Annotated in this window: 19 protein-coding genes, 1 tRNA gene, 1 other RNA gene and 1 pseudogene; 17 read left to right on the top strand and 5 right to left on the bottom strand. The window is 68.3% G+C overall.

Annotated elements, in window-relative coordinates:
- Positions 1-53 precede the first annotated feature (53 nt).
- Positions 54-2,489 carry an endonuclease/exonuclease/phosphatase family protein gene (locus BM417_RS17100; protein WP_245821964.1) on the top strand — a complete coding sequence of 812 codons (2,436 nt, stop codon included), beginning with the start codon at positions 54-56 and terminating at the stop codon, positions 2,487-2,489.
- Positions 2,490-2,515: 26 nt separating this feature from the next.
- On the opposite strand, the gene BM417_RS17095 is transcribed toward BM417_RS17100, so the two are convergent.
- The 3 genes from BM417_RS17095 to BM417_RS17085 form a co-directional block, all read right to left on the bottom strand.
- Positions 2,516-3,160, bottom strand: a complete 645-nt coding sequence (locus BM417_RS17095) for a GOLPH3/VPS74 family protein (protein ID WP_093594553.1) — start codon at positions 3,158-3,160, stop codon at positions 2,516-2,518.
- Entirely contained in the window at positions 3,160-3,822 is a 663-nt protein-coding gene (locus BM417_RS17090) for a GOLPH3/VPS74 family protein (protein ID WP_093594550.1), read from the bottom strand. The genes BM417_RS17095 and BM417_RS17090 overlap by 1 nt, the downstream gene beginning before the upstream one ends.
- 57 nt (positions 3,823-3,879) lie before the next feature.
- A tRNA-Ser gene (locus BM417_RS17085) sits at positions 3,880-3,964 on the bottom strand.
- A 130-nt stretch (positions 3,965-4,094) separates the two neighbouring features.
- On the opposite strand from BM417_RS17085, the gene BM417_RS17080 reads away from it, so the two are divergent.
- The 8 genes from BM417_RS17080 (at position 4,095) to BM417_RS17045 (ending at position 10,527) form a co-directional block, all read left to right on the top strand.
- A complete protein-coding gene (locus tag BM417_RS17080) occupies positions 4,095-4,433 on the top strand; it encodes a YciI family protein (RefSeq protein ID WP_093594547.1) in 339 nt (112 codons plus the stop codon).
- A gap of 6 nt (positions 4,434-4,439) precedes the next feature.
- Complete coding sequence (locus BM417_RS17075; RefSeq protein WP_093594544.1) at positions 4,440-5,618, top strand: RNA polymerase sigma factor; 1,179 nt, start codon at positions 4,440-4,442, stop codon at positions 5,616-5,618.
- Positions 5,615-6,187, top strand: a complete 573-nt coding sequence (locus tag BM417_RS17070; protein ID WP_093594541.1) for a maleylpyruvate isomerase family mycothiol-dependent enzyme — start codon at positions 5,615-5,617, stop codon at positions 6,185-6,187. Before BM417_RS17075 ends, BM417_RS17070 begins: the two co-directional genes overlap by 4 nt.
- 188 nt (positions 6,188-6,375) lie before the next feature.
- Positions 6,376-6,472, top strand: an RNA gene (ffs, locus tag BM417_RS17065) — signal recognition particle sRNA small type.
- Between the two features lie 30 nt (positions 6,473-6,502).
- The gene (locus tag BM417_RS17060; protein WP_093596084.1) at positions 6,503-8,557 is read left to right on the top strand and encodes a DNA polymerase III subunit gamma and tau; all 2,055 of its coding nucleotides are present in this window, start codon (positions 6,503-6,505) and stop codon (positions 8,555-8,557) included.
- A gap of 537 nt (positions 8,558-9,094) precedes the next feature.
- Positions 9,095-9,397: a YbaB/EbfC family nucleoid-associated protein gene (locus BM417_RS17055; protein ID WP_093596082.1), complete on the top strand. Its 303-nt coding sequence runs from the start codon at positions 9,095-9,097 to the stop codon at positions 9,395-9,397.
- Positions 9,398-9,400: 3 nt separating this feature from the next.
- Positions 9,401-10,009, top strand: a complete 609-nt coding sequence (gene recR, locus BM417_RS17050; protein ID WP_093594538.1) for a recombination mediator RecR — start codon at positions 9,401-9,403, stop codon at positions 10,007-10,009.
- Between the two features lie 41 nt (positions 10,010-10,050).
- Positions 10,051-10,527, top strand: a complete 477-nt coding sequence (locus BM417_RS17045; protein ID WP_245821963.1) for a uridine kinase family protein — start codon at positions 10,051-10,053, stop codon at positions 10,525-10,527.
- On the opposite strand, the gene BM417_RS17040 is transcribed toward BM417_RS17045, so the two are convergent.
- Positions 10,503-13,781: an AfsR/SARP family transcriptional regulator gene (locus BM417_RS17040; RefSeq protein WP_093594532.1), complete on the bottom strand. Its 3,279-nt coding sequence runs from the start codon at positions 13,779-13,781 to the stop codon at positions 10,503-10,505. The genes BM417_RS17045 and BM417_RS17040 overlap by 25 nt on opposite strands.
- Before the next feature lie 216 nt (positions 13,782-13,997).
- On the opposite strand from BM417_RS17040, the gene BM417_RS17035 reads away from it, so the two are divergent.
- The 6 genes from BM417_RS17035 (at position 13,998) to BM417_RS17010 (ending at position 20,422) form a co-directional block, all read left to right on the top strand.
- Positions 13,998-15,677 carry an ABC transporter substrate-binding protein gene (locus BM417_RS17035; RefSeq protein ID WP_093594529.1) on the top strand — a complete coding sequence of 560 codons (1,680 nt, stop codon included), beginning with the start codon at positions 13,998-14,000 and terminating at the stop codon, positions 15,675-15,677.
- A gap of 42 nt (positions 15,678-15,719) precedes the next feature.
- Positions 15,720-16,724 (top strand): ABC transporter permease, encoded by a 1,005-nt coding sequence (locus BM417_RS17030; protein WP_093594526.1) that lies wholly within the window; start codon positions 15,720-15,722, stop codon positions 16,722-16,724.
- 5 nt (positions 16,725-16,729) lie between these two features.
- A complete protein-coding gene (locus tag BM417_RS17025) occupies positions 16,730-17,653 on the top strand; it encodes an ABC transporter permease (RefSeq protein ID WP_177320469.1) in 924 nt (307 codons plus the stop codon).
- A 6-nt stretch (positions 17,654-17,659) separates the two neighbouring features.
- Positions 17,660-18,658, top strand: a complete 999-nt coding sequence (locus BM417_RS17020; RefSeq protein WP_093594520.1) for an ABC transporter ATP-binding protein — start codon at positions 17,660-17,662, stop codon at positions 18,656-18,658.
- On the top strand, positions 18,655-19,761 hold the full coding sequence (locus BM417_RS17015; RefSeq protein ID WP_093594517.1) for an ABC transporter ATP-binding protein: 1,107 nt from the start codon (positions 18,655-18,657) through the stop codon (positions 19,759-19,761). Before BM417_RS17020 ends, BM417_RS17015 begins: the two co-directional genes overlap by 4 nt.
- Positions 19,762-19,840: 79 nt before the next feature.
- The gene (locus BM417_RS17010) at positions 19,841-20,422 is read left to right on the top strand and encodes a TetR/AcrR family transcriptional regulator (protein WP_093594514.1); all 582 of its coding nucleotides are present in this window, start codon (positions 19,841-19,843) and stop codon (positions 20,420-20,422) included.
- Between the two features lie 20 nt (positions 20,423-20,442).
- Here the strand turns inward: BM417_RS17010 and BM417_RS17005 are convergent.
- Positions 20,443-20,862, bottom strand: a pseudogene (locus BM417_RS17005) (DedA family protein); the annotation flags it as partial.
- A 94-nt stretch (positions 20,863-20,956) separates the two neighbouring features.
- Here BM417_RS17005 and BM417_RS17000 point away from each other — a divergent pair.
- Together BM417_RS17000 and BM417_RS16995 are read left to right on the top strand one after the other, a co-directional pair.
- Entirely contained in the window at positions 20,957-21,682 is a 726-nt protein-coding gene (locus tag BM417_RS17000; RefSeq protein ID WP_093594511.1) for a DUF4184 family protein, read from the top strand.
- Positions 21,683-21,843: 161 nt separating this feature from the next.
- Complete coding sequence (locus BM417_RS16995) at positions 21,844-23,412, top strand: discoidin domain-containing protein (protein WP_322788968.1); 1,569 nt, start codon at positions 21,844-21,846, stop codon at positions 23,410-23,412.
- The last annotated feature ends 2 nt before the right edge of the window (positions 23,413-23,414 follow it).

Raw genomic sequence — 23,414 nt, 5'->3', positions numbered from 1 at the left:
CTCACCCGATCGGGGAAAGATGCGTCGGTCCGCCGCATCCCCTGGAGGAAGTTTTGAGACCCACCCTGCCCGTCGTCGGGACAGCGGTGGCGGCACTCGTGCTCGCCGCCGTCCCCGCCGTCGCCGCACCCAGCACAGACGCGCTGATCTCCGAGGTCTACGGAGGCGGCGGCAACTCCGGCGCCACCCTCAAGCAGGACTTCGTCGAGCTCGCGAACAAGGGCACCACCCCGGTCGCGCTCGACGGCTTCAGCGTCCAGTACATCTCGGCCACCCCCGGCGCGAGCACGCAGTGGGGTGTCACCCCGCTGGCCGGCTCGATCGCGCCCGGCAAGACGTTCCTCGTCGCGCAGGCCAAGGGCACCGGCGGCACCGTCGACCTGCCCGCCCCGGACGCCACCGGCACGATCGCCATGAGCGCCACCGGCGGCACCATCGCGCTGGTCAACGGCACCGCGGCGCTGACGTGCAAGACGGCGGCCGACTGCGCGGCCGACACGCGGATCAAGGACCTCGTCGGCTTCGGCACGGCAGTGGTGCGCGAAGCCACCGCGACGGGCGCCCTGAGCAACACCAGCTCAGCGTCGCGCAAGACCGGTCTTCCCGACACGGACGACAACTCCGCGGACTTCACCGTCGGCGACCCGACCCCGACCAACTCCAAGGGCGAGACCCCGGGCGGCGGCGACCCGGATCCCGACCCGGAGGACCCCACCCCCGGCGACAAGCGCATCCACGACATCCAGGGCGTCTCGCGCATCTCGCCGTTGGTCGGCCAGAAGGTCACCAACGTCCCCGGCGTCGTCACCGGCACGCGCGCCACGGGTGACCGCGGCTTCTGGATCCAGGACACGGCCCCGGACGCCGACCCGCGCACCAGCGAGGGCGTCTTCGTCTACACGGCGGGCAGCGCGCCGACCGTGGCCGTCGGCGACAGCGTGGTGGTCAGCGGCACGATCGCGGAGTACCGGCCGGGCGGTGAGACGGGCTCCAACCAGACCCTCACCGAGATCACCGCGCCCACCACGATCACGGTCTCCAAGGGCAACCCCGTCCCGGCGCCGGTCGTCGTGAAGAACATCCCGGCGGGGTACCTGCCCGCTCCGGGCGGCAGCATCGAGCAGCTCCCGCTGGAGCCCGCGAAGTACGGCCTCGACTACTTCGAGTCGCTCGAGGGCACGCTCGTCCAGGTCGACGACGCCCGCGTCGTGGGCCCGAGCAACACGTTCGGCGAGGTCTGGGTGACGGTCAACCCCGACCAGAACAAGAACCTGCGCGGCGGCACCACCTACACCGCGTACGACCAGGCCAACAGCGGCCGCCTGAAGATCAAGACCGTGGGCACGCTGCCCGCCGCGAACGTCGGCGACGTGTTCGCCGGCGCGACCATCGGTGCCATCGAGTACACGAACTTCGGCGGCTACACGCTTGCCGCGCTGAACCTCGGCCAGCACGCGTCGTCCAACCTGGAGCGCGAGATCACCGCGCAGCAGAAGGAGTCCGAGCTCTCGGTCGCGACCTACAACGTCGAGAACCTCGACCCGTCCGACCCGCAGACGAAGTTCGACCGGCTCGCCGAGGGCGTCACGACGAACCTGCGCAGCCCGGACGTCGTCGTGCTGGAAGAGATCCAGGACAACAACGGCGCGACCAACGACGGTGTCGTGGCGGCGGACCAGACGCTGCAGAAGTTCTCCGACGCGATCTTCGCCAAGGGCGGCCCGCGCTACCAGTGGCGGCAGATCGACCCGGAGAACCTCAAGGACGGCGGCGAGCCCGGCGGCAACATCCGCGTCGGCTTCTTCTTCAACCCGCAGCGAGTGTCCTTCGTGGACCGTCCGGGCGGCGACTTCAAGACGCCCGTCCAGGTCGTGAAGAAGAACGGCCGCGCGTCGCTTTCCGTGTCACCGGGCCGGATCGACCCGCTCAACGACGCGTGGGCGAACAGCCGCAAGCCGCTCGCCGGTGAGTTCAAGTTCCGCGGCCGCACGGTCTTCGTCGTCGCGAACCACTTCAACTCCAAGGGCGGCGACGAGGCCATCCACGGCCGCAACCAGCCGCCGAACCGCACGTCCGAGGTGCAGCGCGCCAAGCAGGCCGCGGCGCTGAAGACGTTCACGGAGCAGATCCGCGCGATCGACAAGGGTGCCAACGTGGTGCTCGCGGGCGACCTGAACGACTACCAGTTCTCGCCCGCCGTCAAGGCCCTCACCGGCGACGGCAACCTCAAGGCGCTGATCGACACGCTGCCCGCGAACGAGCGGTACAGCTACGTCTTCGAGGGCAACTCGCAGACGCTCGACCACCTCGTGATGAGCAAGAACATCACGCGCTTCAGCTACGACGTGGTCCACATCAACGCCGAGTTCGCCGACCAGGCGAGCGACCACGACCCGCAGATCGTCCGCGCCCGCCCGTCCACGGGTGACGCGAACGTCGACAGGATCGTGTTCGCGCTGGAAGACATTCTCGACTGCCTCAAGAAGTAACGGCTTTCACCGCTGCCGTCGCTGTGTCATCCACCCGATGACGCGGCGGCGGCAGCTGCCGTTGCGGCACCCACACCGGCCTGGATCGCCTCGATCGCCCGGCGCACGGCGTCGCCCGCCCAGTTGCCGGCCGCGATGTCCTTGGCACGCTTGTTCATGTCGCGCTTGTCGCCCTCGACCACCTTGTGCACGGACCTCACCGCGTACAGCAGCGTGATCAACGACCCGGTCCGCGCATCCGCTCCCCGGTAGCCGTGCGCGACTTCGCCGACCGCCTTCCGCACGTCGTTCTGCGCGGACTCCTTGGTGATCACATAACTCTTCGCCGGGAAGATCCCCATCACCTTCCGCGACTCCACCCGCACGACGCCACGGCCTTCCAAATGCGCGCCCACGTTGTCCCGCAACCGCTTCCGGATGCGCTCGACCGCGCGCTGCGGCTTCATCGGCTTGTCGAACCGCGTCACCGACTCCTGCAGCACCGGGTCCTTCAGCGGCGTCGGATCGACGACCTGGAGCTTCTTGCCGTTGGGCTCGAACGCGATGCGCCCAGAGTTCACCAGTTCGATGAGCACGGCACCGGCGAGCGCGTTCTCCACCGACGACGAGTCGGCGCGCAGCTTTCCGTTCTGCTCGTTGATGAACAGCAGCATCAGATCCTCGTGCAGCATCAGCGCGAACCTCCAAACGAAGCGGCCGCCATCGATGAGGCCACTATCCTCCACGACGTCGCTCTGGATGCCGTGTCCATTATCAGCGCCACGGCCTCAGCGGCCCAGTCGCCGTCGGCGATCTCTCCGGCCCGCGCGTTGATCTCACCCCTGTCGATGTCGCCGTGGAACACCTCGTACACGGCGTTGACCGCGTACAGCAACGACATCAACGCGCCGATGTGCTCGTCCGGCGCCCGGCGTCTCAACGCGGCCTTGCAAATGGCGTCCCGGAGGTCGCTGATCGCCTGCGGGTCCTGAATCACGTAGCGCTTGGTGGGAAAGATCCCGAACATCCTGGTGTTCTCGAGTGTCAGCACACCCTGGTCCACGAGCTGCGCCATCACGTTGTCCCGCACGTGAGGGAGCAGCCTCTTCACCGCCCGCGTCGGTTCCATCGGCTCGTAGAACCGGATCAGTGACTCCTGCAGGAGCTCGTTCTGCAGCGGCGCCGGGTCCACGACGGCGAGCTTCACGCCGTCGGCGTCGAACGCCACCCGCCCGGAGCTGACCAGCTCCAGCAGCACGGCGCCGGCCAGGGCGGTGTGGATGGACGCGGTGTCCATCAGCACGCGGCCGGTCTCCTCGTCGAGGAACAGCAGCATCAGGTCTTCGGGCAGCATGCCCCCACAACGCCAGAAGGGCGCCGAACGTTGCGTTCGGCGCCCTTTGGATGAGAGCGGAGGATACGGGATTTGAACCCGTGAGGGGGTGAACCCAACACGATTTCCAGTCGTGCGCACTAGGCCGCTATGCGAATCCTCCGTCGAGAACCTTACCGGACGGGTGTTCCGGGGCCCAAAACGGGGGTCGCCGGAAAAAGTTCGAGGCCTGTGTCGATCTGGCGGTGGCCCGCTCGTCGTGATCCCGTAAGACCGGACCGAGGAGGGCAATCGTGAAGTACATGCTGTTGATCTACGCGGCCTCTGACCAGCAGGCGAGCTGCACGGTCGAGGACTGGATCGCCTACGAGAAGGAGATGAAGGACGCGGGCGTCCTGGTCTCCGGCCACTCGCTGGCCGACCTGGTCACCGCGACCACCGTCCAGGTCGGACAGGACGGGAGGCGCACCGTCACGGACGGGCCGTTCGCCGAGACCCGCGAGGTGCTGGGCGGCTACGACATCATCGACGTGCCGGACCTCGACGCCGCGCTGGAGTGGGCCGCGAAGTGCCCCGGCTCGCGCGACGGCGGGGCCGTCGTGGTCAGGCCGATCGCCGAGTTCGACTTCTGAGCTCCGATGAACGTCGAGCAGGTGTTCCGGGAGGAACGCGGCAGGCTGCTCGCGACGCTGGTCAAGCGGTTCGGTGACCTCGACCTGGCCGAGGAGGTCACCTCCGACGCGATCGAGGCGGCGCTGAAGCACTGGCCGGTGGACGGGGTGCCGGACCGGCCCGGCGCGTGGTTGCTCACGACCGCGCGCCGCAAGGCCGTCGACCGCCTGCGCCGCGATCAGGTCTACGCGGCGCGGCTGGCGTTGCTGCAGGTGGAGGTCGACCGGGCGGATCCGCCCGCGACCGATCCGATGCCGGACGAGCGGCTGGAGCTGTTCTTCACGTGCGCGCACCCCGCGTTGCCCGAGGAGGACAGGGGAGCGCTGACGTTGCGCTGCCTGGCCGGCTTCACGACGCCGGAGGTCGCGCGGGCCTACCTGGTGCCGGTCACGACCATGCAGCAACGGATCGTGCGCGCGAAGAAGAAGATCAGGGAGGCGCGCATCCCGTTCCGCGTGCCGGACCCGCACGAGCTGCCGGAACGCCTGCCGGGCGTGCTCCAGGCCATCTACTCGATCTTCACCGAGGGGTACGCGGCCCAGCGCGCCGATCTCGCGGAGGAGGCCATCAGGCTGGCCAGGATCCTGCACGGGCTGCTGCCCGAACGCGAGGTCACGGGGCTGCTGGCGTTGATGCTGCTGATCCACGCCCGCCGCGACACCCGCGCCGAGCTGCTGGAGGACCAGGACCGCGCGCTCTGGGACCGCGACCTGATCGACGAGGGCAGCGCGCTCGCGGAACGGGCGCTGACCGGCGGGCACGGCCCGTACGGGGTCCAGGCGGCGATCAACGCGCTGCACGACGAGGCGCCGGACTTCGCCGGCACCGACTGGCCGCAGATCGTCGCGCTCTACGACGTGCTGACCACGCTCAGCCCGTCCCCGGTGGTCGCGCTGAACAGGGCCGCCGCGATCGCCATGTGCGACGGGGCGGCGGCTGGGCTCGCGTTGCTCGACGAGCTCGCCGGCGTTCCCAAGCTGCGCGACTACCACCCGTACCGGGCGGCCCGCGCGGACCTGCTGCACCGCCTGGGCCGTGACGACGAGGCCGCCCAGGCCTACCGCGAGGCCATCGCGCTCGCGGGCACCGAATCCGAACAGGACTTCCTGCGCCGCAGGCTGGCCGCCATCGAGGGGCAATCATGATCATGAAGTGGCTGGAGGCGGAACGACTGGGCGTCGCCGACCTCCTCGAAGACCTGACCGACGACGAGTGGCGGCGCGAGACCCTGTGCACCGGCTGGACCATGCAGGAGATGGCCGCGCACCTGACCACGTCGACCCGCACCGGCTGGCGGGACGTGCTCACCGGCGTGGTGAAGGCGCGCTTCGACTGGGAGCGCATGGAGGACGACAAGGCCCGTGCGATCGCGGCGAAGTTCACTCGATCGGAGTTGATCGCGCAGATCCGCGAGACGGCCGGCTCGCCGAAGCGTGCGCCCATGGCCGCGCCGATCGATCCGTTGGTCGACTTCCTCGTGCACGGCCAGGACATCGCACGGCCGTTGGGACGCGTCCGGGAGATGCCGCTCGAACCGGCCCAGGCCGCGTTGGAGCATGTGTTGAAAAGCCCGTTCTGGGGTGCGCGCAAGCGTTTTCGCGAGTCCGGAGTGCCGGACCTGCCCGCCCCTGACCTGCTGATGCTGGCCACGGGGCGGAAGTTGTCCACAGGTGGGGACAATCCGGTGGACAACTCGAACACACGTTCGATCTAGGGCCTGGATGCCTGCGCGAGCGCGTCCGTCGCAGCCACCGCGATCACGGTCGGCGCGAGGCCCGTTCTGCGCATGTTGATCAGTGTGCGGGAGGGTGTCCGGTCAGGGTGTGGCCGGTTGTCCACACCTGGGGACAACACTGTGGGCAACTCGAACGTGTGTTCGATCAGGACCCTTCGCTACACTGATCGAGGACCTCGTGCGGCACACATCTCGCGAACCTCCCCAGGGCCGGAAGGCAGCAAGGATAAGCGGGCTCTGGTGGGTGCACGGGGTCCCCTTTTTGTGTCGGTGGCCACCGGTACTGTTCCGGGCGTGGCGCTCGCTCTGTATCGCAAGTACCGTCCGGCCACGTTCTCCGAGGTCGTTGGCCAGGAGCACGTGACCGATCCGCTGCGCGTCGCTTTGTCGGCAGGCCGGGTGAACCACGCGTACCTGTTCAGCGGCCCGCGCGGCTGCGGCAAGACGTCGTCGGCCCGCATCCTCGCCCGCTCGCTGAACTGCGTGAAGGGCCCGACCCCCGACCCGTGCGGCGAGTGCAACAGCTGCATCGGCCTCGCGCCGAACGGCACCGGCAGCGTCGACGTCGTGGAACTCGACGCGGCCTCCCACGGCGGCGTCGAAGACGCCCGCGACCTCCGCGACAAGGCCTTCTACGCCCCGGCCGAGTCCAAGTACCGCGTCTTCATCATCGACGAGGCGCACATGGTCACCACGCAGGGCTTCAACGCCCTGCTGAAGATCGTGGAGGAGCCGCCGGAGCACCTGATCTTCATCTTCGCCACGACCGAGCCGGACAAGGTCCTCCCGACCATCCGCTCGCGCACGCACCACTACCCGTTCCGCCTGATCCCGCCCGGCGTCATGCGCTCACTGCTGGAACGCAACTGCGCCGCGGAAGGCGTGGCCGTAGAACCCTCCGTCTTCCCGCTGGTGATCCGCGCGGGCGGCGGCTCGGCCCGCGACACCCAGTCCGTCATGGACCAGCTCCTCTCCGGAGCAGGCGCGGACGGCGTCAAATACGAACGCGCCATCTCACTCCTGGGCGTCACCGACTCGGCCCTGATCAACGACGTGGTCGACGGCCTCTCCGCAGGCGACGGCGCCGCCGTCTACGGCACCATCGACCGCCTGGTGGACGCCGGCCACGACCCCCGCCGCTTCGCCTCGGACCTCCTCGACCGCCTCCGCGACCTCGTCCTGCTCTGCGCCGTTCCGGACGCCGCCGAACGCAACCTGGTCAGCGCCCCGGACGACGAAGTGGCCATCATGTCGGCCCAGGCAGAACGAATCGGCCCGGCCGCCCTGACCCGCTACGCCGAGATCGTCCACGCGGGCCTGGTGGACATGCGCGGCGCCACCGCCCCCCGCCTGCTGCTGGAACTACTCGTCTCCCGCATGCTCCTACCGTCGGTGAGCCAGTCGGAAGCCGCGCTTCTCCAACGCCTGGAACAGCTCGAACGCCGCCCCCCGGCAGCAATCGCAGCGGCCTCCGGCGAGCCAGCCGGTCCCGCGGGCGGCCCGGTCTTCACCCGCAGGTCCCAGCAACCGGCCGAGCCCGCCGCACCCGAACAGCCAAGGCAACAGGAACCGCCCCGAGCGGCCCCGACTCAGCCCGCAGCAGCCGCCCCCACTCCGGCACCGGCCGCGGCCGCCGCGCCCACCCCGGCGCCCACTCCGACCCCGGCTCCGGTGCAGCCCCCCGCGCCCGCCGCCTCCGCAGCCCCGGCAGCGGCACCTGTCGCACCCCCGCAGCCCGCGACGACGTCCGCCGGCGGCGCCATGGACGCGACGGCGGTCCGCCGAATCTGGTCCGAACTGCTGGCCGCAGTCCGCGCGACGAGCCGAAGCACCGAGGCAATGCTGACGAACGCCATGGTCAGCGAGGTGGACGGCAACGTGGTCACGATCACCCACACCTCGGCCCCGCTGGCCCGCCGCCTGGCCGAGTCCCGCAACACCGAGGCCATCGCCACGGCCCTGTCCTCAGTACTGGGCGGCACCTGGCAGGTCCGCTGCACCCACGGCACCCCAGGCGCCGCCGCACAGCAATCAACCCCGGCCAAGGCGGCCCGCCCGGCCCCCACCCGCCCAAGCCAGGCACAGAACCAACAGGCGCGCCCCCAACCAGAACCACAGCAAACCCACGCCCCGCGCCCGCCGATGGACGACGTCCCACCCCCGCCGGAGCCCCCGGAGCCCGACGACCCCCTCCCGCCGGAACCGGACGACGAAGAAGCAATGCTGGCCGAGGCCGCCCGCCCGGCAGACCCAGGCGCGGTGAACGAGGTCCAGGCCAAGGACCCGGAGTCGGTAATGCTCCAACTCCTGGCCGACGAACTGGGCGCCCGCCCACTGAAGAAGGCCTAACAGCCCACGCTGGCGCAACTAGCGACGGGGCCTGACACTCCCGCGAGGCCGAAGCCGAGAGCCTGACCGTCCGCGACGCCGAAGGCGAGCCGTCTTTACCGTGCGCTAAGGGTGGGGTGGTTTCGTCACGAGTCGTGCCACAGCTCTTGCTGCGCATGAGTAGGGGTGTCAACTCGACACGCTTTTCGTCGAGTTGACACCCCTACTCATGTGTGGCCCGCTCTTGGCTCGACTCGTGACGAAACCACCCCACCAACGCGCCCCTCTACGCAACGCGCCTCCGCCCAAAGCACCAGGCGTGCCATCAACCCGCAGACGGCGTAGGCCCCGGTTTTGGATCAGATTGGCGGGGTCTGGGGCGGAGCCCCAGGAATCAGCCGCAAGGCGACTCTCGCAAGGTGACCACCTACGAACTCGCAAACCGCCACCCGCCAACGCGACAGGGGGACGAATCACCCAACCAACGCGCCCCCGTACGCTGGACAACACCCAGAAGACCCACCGAGAGGACCAGCGGTGCAACCCGGTCAGTTCGACATGCAGGCCCTGCTCCAGCAGGCCCAGAACATGCAGCAGCAGATGGCAGAAGCCCAGCAGCAGCTGGCCGAAACGCAGGTCACCGGCAACGCGGGCAACGGCCTCGTCACCGCCACCGTCACCGGCGGCGGCGAGCTGGTCAACCTCGTCATCGACCCCAAGATCGTGGACCCGGAGGACGTGGACACCCTTCAGGACCTGGTGATCGCCGCGATCAAGGACGCCAACGCCAGGGCGCAGGAGCTCGTGGAGCAGAAGCTCGGCCCGCTCGCTCAGGGCGGCCTCGGCGGATTGCTCGGCTAAGAGATGTACGAGGGCCCGGTACAGGACCTGATCGACGAACTGGGCAGGCTCCCGGGCGTCGGCCCGAAGAGCGCGCAGCGCATCGCCTTCCACCTTCTCGCCACGGAGCCCGCTGACATCGAGCGGCTTCAGCAGGCGTTGCAGAAGGTCAAGGAGGGTGTCGTCTTCTGCGACGTCTGCGGCAACGTGTCGGCTGAGACCCGCTGCCGGATCTGCCGCGACCCGAAGCGGGACCTGGCGCTGGTCTGCGTGGTCGAGGAGCCCAAGGACGTCCAGGCGATCGAGCGCACCAGGGAGTTCAAGGGCCGCTACCACGTCCTGGGTGGCGCGCTCGATCCGCTCAGCGGCGTGGGGCCGGACCAGCTCCGGATCCGCCAGCTGCTCAACCGGATCGGCACGGCGACCGACGGTGTCGACATCTCCGAGGTCATCATCGCCACGGACCCGAACACCGAGGGCGAGGCCACGGCCACGTACCTGGTGCGGATGCTCAGGGACTTCCCGGGGCTGTCCGTCACGCGGCTCGCGAGCGGGCTGCCGATGGGCGGCGACCTGGAGTTCGCGGACGAGCTGACGCTGGGGCGTGCGCTATCTGGTCGCCGGAGCATGTAGCAACGGCTCCACCGCGGCTGGGCGGCACTCGTCTGGTCGCGGTGGACGGTCCGTCCGGTGCGGGCAAGTCCACGTTCGCGAAACAGCTCGCCCAAGAACTCAACGCCCAGCTCATCAGCACCGACCACTTCGCCACGTGGGACGACCCCACGACGAAGTGGTGGCCACGGCTACAGCAGGCACTGACAGAAGTACAGCACGGCCGCGAAGGCCGCTACCGGAAAACCGACTGGTCCCAAGGGTTTCCGTGCATCGGAGAAGGCGACGAGGTCGTCATCGCTCCACAAGGGACGATCATCCTGGAAGGCTTCTCCAGCGCCAGGAAGGCGAACACCCGCCTGAGCCTCGCCATCTTCGTGGACCACGAAAGCGAACAAGAACGGCTGGAACGTGCGGTGAAGCGCGACGGCGAGCACCAAAGACAACACTTCATCCGTTGGCAGCAGTACGAAAGAGGCTGGTTCGCGGTCGACGAGACCAAGGCCAGAGCTGACTACGTTGTCACGTCAAGCAACTGAGCCTGGACGACGGACGCCTCGGGTGTTCCGATCGCGCTGAAGACCTCCAGCGCCGTGGACCAGTGCGCACGGGCGGCGGTCGCGTCACCCAGAACGACGGCCGCGTCGCCGGCCAGTTGCAGCGCCCGCCCGAACACCCAGCGGTGACCCAGGGCCGCGCCGACGGTCGAGGCCCGCAGAGCGCAGTCCAGGGCTTCGGAGGCAGCCGACATGTCGAGGTGCGTGCGCCCGAGCACGAGCAGCACCTCCATCTCCGCCAGGCGGAACTGCGATCGGCCCGCCTCGACCAGTGCCGAGGTGGCCATCGCCAGCGCCTCCTCGTACCGGCCGGCCGCGCGGTACGAGGACGCCAGGCCACGGCGCGCCGAGCAGATGCCCCACGAGTAACCGGTGTCGACCGCGATCGCCAGCGCCGCCGAGAACTGCTCCAACGCCTCGGCATAACGGCCTGCACCCTCCAGGGCGCGGCCGAGCAGGTTCTGCGCGTCGCAGACGCTCTTGACGTTCTCCAGGTCCCGCGCGATCTGCATGGCGGCGGACGCCTCCACCGCCGCCTCCTCGAAACGGCCGCGCATGATCAGCGTGATGGCCATGCCCTCGTGCATGGTGTGGCCGAAGTTGCGGGCCGCCGCACGTTCGTAGAGTTCGCTCGCGCGCATGAAGTACGACGCGCCGAGTTCGGGCTGACCGCGTGACGCGTAGACCTCGCCCAGCGCGCGCATCGAGTTCGCCTGGGTGATCCACGAGTCGATGCGCGTGCCGCCTTCCAGCGCCTCCTCGAACGTCGACGCCGCCCGGTCGAGGAGGCCGAGCTGCATGTAGACGCCGCCGAGGTTGAACAGCGCGTTGGCCTGCACCTGGAACGCGCCGATCCGGCGGGTGATCACCAGCGCGCGTTCGAGGTGGTCGGCGGCGTGCTCGAGTTCGCCGAGGTCGATGTAGACGCTGCCGGCGTTGGACAGCACGGCGGCCTCGGCCTCCGGCAGGTCGATGTGCTCCTGCAGGGCGATGGCCTGCAGGTAGTGGCCGAGGGCGTTGCGGTGTTGCCCGGTCACCCAGTACAGCGTGCCCAGCGACGACAGCATCGCGAGCTGGCCGAGTTGGTCACGCGGCGCACGAGCGCCCAGGAGCCCCGCCCTCGCGGTCTCCCGCCATTCCGCGGTGAGGCCCTGCGTGTAGAAGTAGCCGCGCAGCGCGTCCGCCAGCTGCCACGGTGAGTTCTCCGGGTCGCGCTCCACGGCGTGCGCCACCAGGGCGACCAGATTCGCCCTTTCGACGTCCAGCCAGGTCAGGGCTTCGGTAGAAGTGCTGAACGTCCGCGGCACCACGCTGTCCACCGCGGCGGGACGGGGGAAGCGGAACAGCGTCGACTTCATCGCGGAGGTGGCGTTGTCGACCGAGCGCACCGCCCAGTCCAGCAGCCGCCGCAACGAGAGACGGGAGTCCGCGCGACCCTCCTCGAACGCCAGGCGCTCGGCCGCGTAGTCGCGCAGCAGGTCGTGGAACTGGTAGCGGGACGGCGCGTGGTTCGAGATCAGGTTCGCGGTCGCCAGGCGATCGAGCCGGCGGCGAGCGTCCTGAGTGGTCAGTCCCGAAAGCGCGGCCGCCATCTCCGGCGTGAAGTCCGTACCGGGCACCAGTGACAGCAAGCGGAACATCTGCGCGAGCTCGGGCTTCAACGCCGTGTAGGAGAGGTCGAACGCCGCGTGCACCGCGACCCGTTCGTCGCCCTCGACGGCCAGCGCGGCGAGCCGGTTGCCCGCCCGCAGTTCCTCCACGTAGTCCGCGATGGACAGCTCCGGGCGCGACACGAGGTTCGCGGCCGCGATACGCAAAGCCAATGGCAGATGCGCGCACAGGGCCGCCAGCTCCAACGCGGCGTCCTCTTGGGACGCCACCTCGTCCGCACCCAGAATGCCCGCGAGGAGCGACTTCGTCTCGTGCCAGTCGAGCACGTCGAGCCGCACGTTCGACGCCGCGTGCGAGACGGCCAGACCGCGCAACGTGTCGCGCGAGGTCACGAGCACCGCACACCCGGGAGAACCCGGCAGCAGCGGACGGATCTGCTCGGCCGAGGAAGCGTTGTCCAGCAGCAGCAGAACGCGCTGGCCGGTCAACGTGGACCGGAACATCGCCTCCTGCTCGTCCTGGTCCAGCGGCACCTGGTCAGGCTCGGTCCCGAGCGCACGAAGGAACCGGGGCAGCACGTCCACGGCGCTCAACGGCGGTCCGGGGGCGTATCCGCGCAGGTTGACGTACAGCTGGCCGTCCGGAAAATCGGCGCGCATCCGGTGCGCCGCGTGCACGGCGAGGGCCGTCTTGCCGACACCCGGCGGCCCGGCCAGCGTGACGACCGGCACACCCTGCGCCGTCCGCAGCAACGCCACGATCAGCGACACGGCCTCGTCCCGGCCGACGAAGTCGGGGATGTCCGCCGGGAGCTGCGACGGAACGACCCGTTCCGGCTTCGTGGCGACCGGCGTGCCCGAGGGAACCCTCGCCACGGCGTCGATCGACCCGGACAGCACCTGGCTGTGCACGCGTCGCAGTTCGTCGCCGGGATCGATGCCCAGCTCGTCGCCCAGCAACCGCGACACGCGCTGGTAGGCGGCCAGGGCCTCGCTCTGCCGGCCGGAGCGGTACAGCGCCACCATCAGCTGTGCCCAGAACCGCTCGCGCAGCGGATGTTCGCTGGTCAGCCGGGACAACTCCGCGACCAGCTCGCCGTGCCGGCCCAGTTCGAGATCGACCTCGACACGGCGTTCCAGCACGTGCAGGCGGCGTTCGTCGAGCCGCGGCACCTCGTCGCGATGCAGGATCTCCGACGGCACGTCGACCAGGGCCGGACCTCGCCAGAGCCCCAGCGCGGCGGCGAACGCGGCCGAGGCGGCCTGGAGGTTCCCGGCGGCGCGCTCCTGCTCGCCCTGTTCGATCAGGGGTTCGAAGCGCATCAGGTCGATGGTCTTCTCGTCGACGTCGATCAGGTATCCGTCGGGCACGGTCTTGATCGGCACGGACGGTCCGAGCAGCTGTCTGAGACGCATCACATAGGTCTGAAGAGTCGCGCGTGCACGTGCGGGTGGATTCTCGCCCCAGACGTTTCCAGCGAGTTCGTCCACGGACACCGAGGTGCCCGCGCGCAGCAGCAACGACACCAGCAACGCACGCTGCCGACCCGCCCTGACCAGCAGCGGTTCGGTGTCGAGGAGGACCTGGAGGGGGCCGAGCACGCGGAACTCGACCAGTCTGCTCATGTGGCCTCCTCCGCGTGTCGTTGTTGTTTCTACAGCCTAGGAGAGCGTTCGACGCATCTAGCGTGCTCACGTTGGGTCAGCGGCCGTGCGCCGGACGTATCAGAATGCCTGGTCTAGTGGCCGGATCGTGACCTGAGTAACCCCGGAGGGGGTATGTACAACGGTTATGGTCGGCGACCACACCGTGAGATGTGCGGATTGTCCAAGGGGTGTTTGATGGTCCACTCAGTAACGGCTCGCCGCCGTTGGGTTGCCGCGATCGGCTTCCTCAGCGTCAGTGCGCTGGCCCTGTCCGGTTGCGCGCAATCCCAGCGCGACTCAGGCGGCGGCGGCAAGGAAGGCGGGACGCTGACTTTCGGCGCCGCCGGTGCGCCGAAGCTCTTCGACCCGTTCTACGCGACCGACGGTGAGACCTTCCGGGTCTCCCGCCAGATGTTCGAGGGTCTGGTCGGCTTCAAGCCGGGTACCGCCGAGGTCGAGCCCGCGCTGGCAGAGAAGTACGAGCCGAGCGCAGATGGCAAGACGTGGACCTTCTCCCTCAAGGAGGGCGTGAAGTTCCACGACGGTACGGACTTCAACGCCGAGGCCGTGTGCTTCAACTTCAACCGCTGGTACAACCAGAAGGGCGCCGGCACGAGTGACGCCGTCTCCCAGTACTGGCTGGACAACTTCGGTGGCTTCGCGAGCACGCCGGACAAGCCCTCGCTGTTCAAGGCCTGCACGGCCAAGGACGCCAAGACCGCAGTGGTCGAGCTGAACGAGGTCACCTCGCAGTTCCCGTCGGTCCTGGGCTTCACGTCGTTCTCGATCTCCAGCCCCGACGCGCTGAAGAAGTACGACGCGGACAACGTCCAGGCCGCCGGTGACGCGTTCACCTTCCCGGCCTACGCGAACGAGCACCCGACTGGCACGGGCCCGTTCAAGTTCGGCAAGTACGACAAGGCCAACAACACCGTGGAACTGGTGAAGAACGACACCTACCACGGCACCAAGGCCAAGCTGGACAAGATCGTCTTCAAGATCATCCCGGACGAGACCGCCCGCAAGCAGGCGCTCAAGGCCGGCGACATCGACGGTTACGACCTGCCGAACGCGGCTGACTGGGCCGGTCTGAAGACCGACGGCTTCAACGTCGCGATCCGTCCGGCGTTCAACGTGTTCTACCTGGGCATCAACCAGAAGAACAACCCGAAGCTCGCCGACCTCAAGGTCCGTCAGGCCCTGATGTACGCGATCAACCGCGAGCAGCTGGTCAAGTCGCAGCTGCCCGAGGGCGCCAAGGTCGCGACGCAGTTCATGCCGGACACCGTCAACGGCTACAACAAGGACCTCAAGGCCGTCGGTTACGACGCCGCCAAGGCCAAGTCGCTGCTGGCCGAGGCCGGTGCCTCCGACCTGACGCTGAAGTTCTACTGGCCGTCCGAGGTCACGCGTCCGTACATGCCGTCCCCGAAGGACCTGTTCGGCGCGATCTCCGGTGACCTGCAGGCCGCCGGCATCAAGATCGAGGTCGTCACCAAGCCGTGGAACGGTGGCTACCTCACCGACGTCGACAGCAGCATCCCGGACCTGTTCCTCCTGGGCTGGACCGGCGACAACGGCACGGCGCACAACTGGGTCGGCACGTTCTTCGGCCGCACCGACAACCGCTTCAACACCGGTGTGTCCCCGTGGGGCGCCACTCTCGCGGCGGACCTGGCCAAGGCCAACTCCGAGCCGAACGAGGCCAACCGCACGAAGCTGTACGAAGAGATCAACAAGAAGATCATGGACGAGTACCTGCCCGCGATCCCGATCTCGCACTCCCCGCCCGCTCTGGTGTTCAAGTCGGACATCAAGGGTGTCGTCCCGAGCCCGTTGACCGACGAGAAGTTCGGCCCGGCCTCCAAGGGCTGAGCTGACTAGCTCCCACCACAAGAGAACAACGGGGTAGCTCAAGTGCTCCGCTACACCATTCGACGGCTGATTCAGCTGGTCGGCGTGGTGCTGGTGCTCTCGCTGCTGCTCTTCGCGTGGTTGCGCGTACTCCCAGGAGGGCCGGTCTCGGCCCTCCTGGGAGACCGTTCTACGCCGGAGAAGGCGGCGGAGCTCACCAAGCAGCTCGGCCTCGATCAGCCCATCGTCTTGCAGTACTTCAAGTTCCTCGGTCGCGCCGCGTCCGGTGACTTCGGCGTCTCCACCGGTGTTCAGCCCGGTGACTCGGCGCTCGACATCTTCATCCAGAGATTCCCCGCGACGCTCGAACTGAGCTTCTTCGCGATCGTCATCGCCATCCTGGTCGGCGTTCCGCTCGGCTACGTGGCCGCGAAGCGCCGCGGCGGCTGGTTCGACAACCTCAGCGTCATCGGTTCGCTCATCGGTGTCGCCGTGCCGGTGTTCTTCCTGGCCTACGTGCTCAAGGGCGTCGCCTCGTCCTCGCTCGGGCTGCCGTCCAGCGGTCGTCAGGACGCCATCGACGCCACTCGCGTCACCGGGTTCTTCACCCTCGACGGCATCATCACCGGCGAGTGGGACGCGACGTTCAACGCGCTGGAACACCTGATCCTGCCGGCCATCGCGCTGGCGACGATCCCGTTCGCGGTGATCTTCCGGATCACCCGCGCGGCCGTCCTCGACGTGCTCGACGAGGACTTCGTCCGCACCGCCGAGTCCAAGGGCCTCACCGCCTCGGTGATCCGCCGCCGGCACGTGCTGCGCAACGCGATGCTCCCGGTCGTCACGACGATCGGCCTGCAGACCGGCGCGCTGCTCTCCGGCGCGGTGCTCACCGAGAAGGTGTTCTCGTTCCCCGGTGTCGGCGAGGCGCTCGCCATCGGGTTCGAGCGGCGTGACTATCCGGTGCTGCTGTTGTTGATCATCATGGCCACGAGCGTCTACGTCGTGGTCAACCTGCTGGTCGACCTCTCGTACGCGCTCATCGACCCGCGCATCAGGACGAGGTGAGACCAGTGGCACTTGGAGTGACCAAGAAGGACAAGATCGACGGCCTCGCCGAGACCGCGGGTGTCTCGCTCGCGGCCAGCGCGTGGAAGCGGCTCAAGCGCAGTCCGGTGTTCCTGATCGGCGCGACGATCATCGGCATCTTCGTCGCGATCTCGATCCTGTCGCCGTGGCTCGCGCCGCACGACCCGGCCAGCCCCATGCTGATCGACCAGGTCATCAAGGCGCGCAACGAGATCCCGCCCGCGCAGCCGGGCCACCCGCTCGGTGGCGACCTGCAGGGCCGCGACTTCCTGTCGCGCCTGCTGATCGGCTCGCAGCAGACGTTGATCGTCGGCATCGGCGCGACGATCATCGGCCTGACCGGCGGCCTGATCCTGGGCACGCTCGCGGGCGCGATCGGTGGCTGGGTCGACTCGCTCGTCATGCGCGTCGTCGACGTCATGCTCTCGCTGCCGTCGCTGCTGCTGGCGTTCTCGATCGCGGCGATGTTCGCGCGGCCGAGCCAGTTCACCGTGATCCTCGCGGTGGCGATCGTGCAGATCCCCGTGTTCGCCCGGTTGCTCAGAGGCTCGATGCTGGCGCAACGGCACAGCGACCACGTGCTGGCGGCGACCGCTCTGGGCGTGAAGAAGGGCGCGATCGTGTTCCGGCACATGCTGCCGAACTCGCTCGGCCCGGTGATCGTCCAGTCCACCCTGGTGCTCGCCACGGCGATCATCGAGGCGGCCGCGCTGTCGTTCCTCGGCCTCGGCAACCCGGACGACCGGACGCCGGAGTGGGGTCAGATGCTCGGTGACGTGCAGAAGGTGTTCGACACCCATCCGCACCTCGCCGCGTGGCCCGCGATCTGCATCATCATCGTCGCGCTCGGGTTCACGCTCATGGGCGAGACCCTGCGTGAAGCCCTCGACCCGAAGAACAGGCGGTGAGTCGTCGTGGCACTGCTCGAAGTACGTGACCTCTCCGTCGTGTTCCAGCGCAAGGGCGAGGAGCCGTTCCGCGCTGTCGACGGCGTCAGCTTCAACGTGGAGCCCGGCCAGACGGTCGGGCTCGTCGGTGAGTCGGGCTGCGGCAAGTCGGTGACATCGTTGGCGATCATGGGTCTGCTGCCCAAGCGCGGCGCCCAGGTCTCCGGCAGCGTGACCTACGACGGCACGGACCTGCTGAAGCTGTCCGACAGGCAGATGCGCGACAAGCGCGGCAGTGAGCTCGGCATGGTCTTCCAGGACCCGCTGTCCTCGCTCAACCCCGTCGTCCCGATCGGCATCCAGGTCACCGAGGTGCTCGAACGGCACCGCGGCATGCCTCGCAAGGAAGCCATGATCGAGGCGAAGAACCTGCTCGACAAGGTCGGCATCCCGGACCCGAACCGGCGGCTCAAGGAATACCCGCACCAGCTCTCCGGCGGTATGCGGCAGCGCGCTCTCATCGCGATCGCGCTCGCGTGCCGGCCGAAGCTGCTGATCGCGGACGAGCCGACGACGGCGCTGGACGTGACCATCCAGGCCCAGATCCTGTCGCTGATGAAGGAACTGGTGCAGGACCTCGGCACCGCGCTCGTGATGATCACCCACGACCTGGGTGTCGTCGCCGGCCTGTGCGACGAGGTCAACGTGCTGTACGGCGGCAAGGTGGTCGAGAAGGCCATGCGGCACAAGCTCTTCGCCGAGCCGCGCCACCCGTACACGCACGGCCTGCTGGCCTCGATCCCGCGACTCGACGCCGCTCGTCACTCGAAGCTGACGCCGATCAAGGGCTCCGTCGCCGACAACATCCCGTGGTCGCAGGGGTGTGCGTTCGCGCCGAGGTGCCCGAACGCGCTCGACATCTGCACGCAGGTCACTCCGCCGGAGGAGGACCAGCTGGGCCGCCTGCTCCGCTGCCACAACCCGGTGGTGCCGGGAACTCCCGCCGCCGAGGAGGTGCCGGTATGAGCGAGACCCTGGTTTCCGTCCAGGACATGAAGGTGCACTTCCCGATCAAGCGGGGCGTGTTCATGGACCGCACCGTCGGCTACGTCTACGCGGTCGACGGCGTCGACCTCGAGATCAAGCGCGGCGAGACGTACGGCCTCGTCGGCGAGTCCGGTTGCGGCAAGTCCACCCTCGGGCGGGCGATGCTGCGGCTCAACGAGCCGACCGCGGGCAAGATGGTCTTCGACGGGCAGGACTTCTCCGCTCTCAAGGGCGAGGACCTGCGCAAGATGCGGCGCCGGATCCAGATGGTGTTCCAGGACCCGCTGTCCTCTTTGGACCCGCGTCAGTCCGTGGAGTCGATCCTCATCGAGGGCCTGCGGGCGCACGGCCTGGACAAGGGCAAGGAGTCGACCAACAAGCGGCTTCGCGACCTGCTCACGGCCGTCGGTTTGCCGACCACGGCGCTGCGCAAGTACCCGCACGAGTTCTCCGGTGGTCAGCGGCAGCGCATCGGCATCGCGCGGGCGCTGGCACTGGAGCCGGACCTGATCGTCGCCGACGAGCCGGTGTCCGCGCTGGACGTGTCGGTGCAGGCGCAGGTCGTGAACCTCATGGAGGAGCTCCAGGAGCAGTTCGGCCTGACCTACCTGGTGATCGCGCACGACCTCGCCGTCGTGAAGCACATCTCCGACCGCGTGGGCGTGATGTACCTCGGCGGCCTGGTCGAGGAGGCCAGCTCCGAGGACCTCTACGCGGAGCCGCTGCACCCGTACACGCGGGCGCTGCTGTCGGCGATCCCGGTGCCCGACCCCGTGGTCGAGGACCGGCGCGAACGGATCCTGCTCGCGGGCGACCTCCCGTCGCCGGCGAACCCGCCCAGTGGCTGCCGGTTCCACACCCGGTGCCCGTGGCGGCAGGCGACGAAGTGCGACACCGAACGTCCCGTGCTGCGTGAGCTCAAGCCGGGTCACAAGGTGGCGTGCCACTACGCCGAGCAGATCCGGTCCGGCGAGATCCAGCCGCACGAGGTGAAGCCGATCCTGGTGGAGGAGAGCGACGGCCTGTCGCCCGACGTCCCGCTGGTGGGACCGGCCTCGGTGACCGAGGCGCTGAACCCGTAGTTCCTGTTCTCCGTCCGGGGCCACCTCACTTCGAGGTGGCCCCGTTCGTTTCTCCAGGGTCGTCCGCTGTCCTCGGTGGATGGACAGTCGGAGCTCGATCCTTCTTCGCGCGGCGGAGATCGCGTCGGTCGACGGCCTTGAGGGCGTCACGATCGGGCGGCTCGCGGTCGAGCTCGGCATGAGCAAGAGCGGGGTGTTCTCGCACTTCGGCGCCAAGGAAGAGCTGCAGATCTGCACAGTGCACACGGCGGCGGAGATCTTCGCGCACGAGGTCGTGATGCCGGGCGGTTCGCTGCTGGACCTCGCCGACCGCTGGCTCGACTACTCGAAGCGCCGCGTGTTCCCCGGAGGCTGCTTCTTCGTCGTGACCCGCTCGGAGTTCGCCGCCCGCCCCGGCCGCGTGCGTGACGCGTTGATGCTCTTCAACCTGCGCTGGGTCTCACTGCTGGAAAGGCTGTGCGGCGACGCCCAGATGGCGTTCGAGGTGGACGCCCTGCTGGCGGCGGCCGACCGGTTCGCGGTGCTCTACGACGACGCCTCGGCGTACGAGAGAGTGCGGTTGGCGTTGCGCGCACGGATCGCCATGCCGACCGGGATGGAGATGAGCGTGGCCACACCGAACGACAACAGCATCGCGAGCCACGCCTCGTCGACGAGCTGACCGCCGATGTACCCGACGGTGGCGGGGTAGAGGCTCCACAGCGCCGACCCGAGCGCCGCGACCGGCACGAACCGGCGCAACGGCCACCTCAGCGCGCCGGTGAGCAGCGCCCCGACGATGCCGCCCGCCGGCAGGAACCGCGCCGCGATGAGGATCGTCTCGCCCTTGGTCGCGAGCTGGTCGGCCGTCCACACGACCATGGACCGCGCCTTGGCGTTCTTGTTGACCTTGTCGAGGGCCCGCATCCCCATCCGCCGCCCTGCGCTAAAGTTGATCAAGTCGCTGACCAGGCATCCGGCCGCAGCGACGAGAACCACCAGGTACAACGGCACCTCACCGGACGCGGCCAGCACACCGGCGCCGATGAGCACGGCCTCCGTCGGTGCCAGCGGCACGACGGCGACCAGGAACAGCACTACGAGGCTGGCTGCGGTGCTCATGATCGGTGAACGTACGTGACCCAGGTGAACAATCCCGACCTGGGTGTTTCTTCAGCGTGCCCACAGGTATCGAGCCCCGATCTAGGCTGAATCCGTGCCGTTCACGCTCGCGCACCCGGCCGCGGTGCTTCCGTTGCGCCGGCACCTCTGGTTTCCGGGACTGGTGGCGGGCGCCGTCGCACCCGACCTGGGCTACTACCTGCCGATCGTGCCGACCCACGGTGTGCTCGGCGGATCCCTTGCCGCGGTGGCGTTGCTGCTGGCCGGACGCCTGATGCTGCCCTCACTGATGGCGTTGGCGCCGGCCTTCGTGCGGGAACGGGTGTCGCGTCCGGGAGACCTCCGTCAGCCGTTCGTGCGCGCGCTGTCCATTGTGGTGGGAGTGCTCACGCACCTGCTCTGGGACGCCTTCACGCAGACCGACGGGTGGTTCGTGCAGCGGTGGGCCTGGTTGGACGTCTCCGTCGTCGGACCTCATCGGCTCTACAACGTGATCGGGTACATGTCGTCGTTCGGCGGCATGGCCGTGCTGGCCTGGATGGCTACCCGTGGCCTACGCACGTCTGGTCCGAACGGTCTCGCCGGCTGTTCGAAAGGGCATGACTGGCCGTCACGTACCGGGAATTCCCGGTACAGGATCTGGGTCCTCATCGGAGCTGTGGCGGCCATGGGTGCCATCTGGTCGTTGTCCGATCCTGTCAGTCAGGTCAGCCTCTACGACTGGGTTCGGCGCCTTCTGCTGGGTGTGATCCAGGGCATATGCGTGGCGGCGGTCGCCCACGCCGTTCTGTGGCGCTTCAACCAGTCACGTCGTGACTGACGATGACCGCTCGGTTCCTCCGGTAGACCTCCGATCTGTCATGCGTTCATCCGGCAGTTCTGCCGTTGACCTGCTGGTTCGACCGCCGTTAACGTCCGAACTCAATTGGAAAGCTTGTTTACCAATCCTTCGAGCCGCCGCCTTTGCCCAGGAGGAACGAAGTGATCAAAAAGCACACCAGAGCTGGTGTCGCCATAGCCCTGTTCGCGCTCGTGGTCCCCCAGATCGCAGCCTCAGGCACGGCTAACGCGGCTGATTCCCTGCTTTCCGCCAACAAACCCACCACCGTCTCGTCCGTGGAGGCCCAGACGTTCGGCGGCGCCAACGCCGTCGACGGGAACTCGGCCACCCGGTGGGCGAGCCTCGAGGGCGTCGATCCCCAGTGGATCGCCGTCGACCTCGGTGGCGCCGCCACCATCTCGAGGGTCAAGCTCAACTGGGAGGTCGCGTACGCCTCCGAGTACAAGATCCAGACGTCGAGCGACGGCTCGTCGTGGAGCACCAAGAAGACCCTCACCGGTCAGAACGGTGGCATCGACGACATCGCCGTCTCGACGAGTGGCCGCTACGTGCGGATCTACGGCACCAAGCGCGGCACGTCCTACGGCTACTCGCTGTGGGACCTCGAGGTCTGGGGCAGCATCGCCAACGGCGACGTCACCGCTCCGACCGCGCCGTCCGGGCTCGCGAGCACGGGCACCACGTCGAGCACGGTGGGGCTGCAGTGGACGGCCGCGACCGACAACGTCGGCGTGACCGGCTACGAGGTCCTGCGCAACGGCAGCGTGGTCGGCACGCCGACCGGCACCACGTTCACCGACACGGGCCTCGCGTCCGGGACGGCGTTCACCTACACCGTCCGAGCCCGTGACGCGGCGGGCAACCTCTCCGCGGTGAGCAACGCGGTGCAGGCGACGACCCTGCCGGCCGGGCCGGGCGACAACATCACGATCGTCGTCGCCGGCGACATCGCGTCGCTGACGAACTCCGAGCACTACGAGACCGCGAGGCTGATCGACCAGATCAAGCCGAACCACATCCTGACGGTCGGCGACAACCAGTACGACAACGGAACGCTGACGGAGTTCCGCAACCACTACGACAAGTCGTGGGGCAAGTACAAGAGCATCACCCACCCCTCGCCCGGCAACCACGAGTGGTACGACAACCTCAACGGGTACAAGGCGTACTTCGGGGCCCAGGCCTATCCCGCCGGCAAGCCGTACTACAGCTGGGAAGCAGGCGAGTTCCACTTCGTCTCGGTCGACTCCGACCCGATGGACAACGACGGCTCGGACTCGACGCAGCTGAACTGGCTCAAGGCAGACCTGGCCGCCAACACCAAGGCCTGCGTCGTCGGCTACATGCACCACCCGCGGTTCACCTCCGGCAAGTACGGCGACAACGCGAAGATCGCGCCGTACTGGAACGCGTTCGCGGACGTCAAGGCGGACCTGATGCTCGGTGGCCACAACCACCACTACGAGCGGCTGGCCCCGTTGAACAAGAGCGGTGTGGTCGACCAGACCAACGGCGTGCGGTCGGCGGTCGTCGGCATCGGCGGTGACTACCTCTACAACGAGCGCACTCCGCGTACGGGTGTCGAGAAGTACTTCTCGGACAGTCACGGCGTCATGAAGCTCACCATCTCCGGCCGCTCCTACTCGTGGGAGGTCATCGACACGGCCGGAACGGTGCGCGACAAGGCCGGTCCTTACAACTGTCGTTAGCC

It is taken from the genome of Lentzea waywayandensis (assembly GCF_900115955.1).
Classification (GTDB): domain Bacteria; phylum Actinomycetota; class Actinomycetes; order Mycobacteriales; family Pseudonocardiaceae; genus Lentzea; species Lentzea waywayandensis.
Note: the sequence above shows the minus strand (reverse complement) of the source record. Positions and strands in the feature narration are given on the sequence as shown.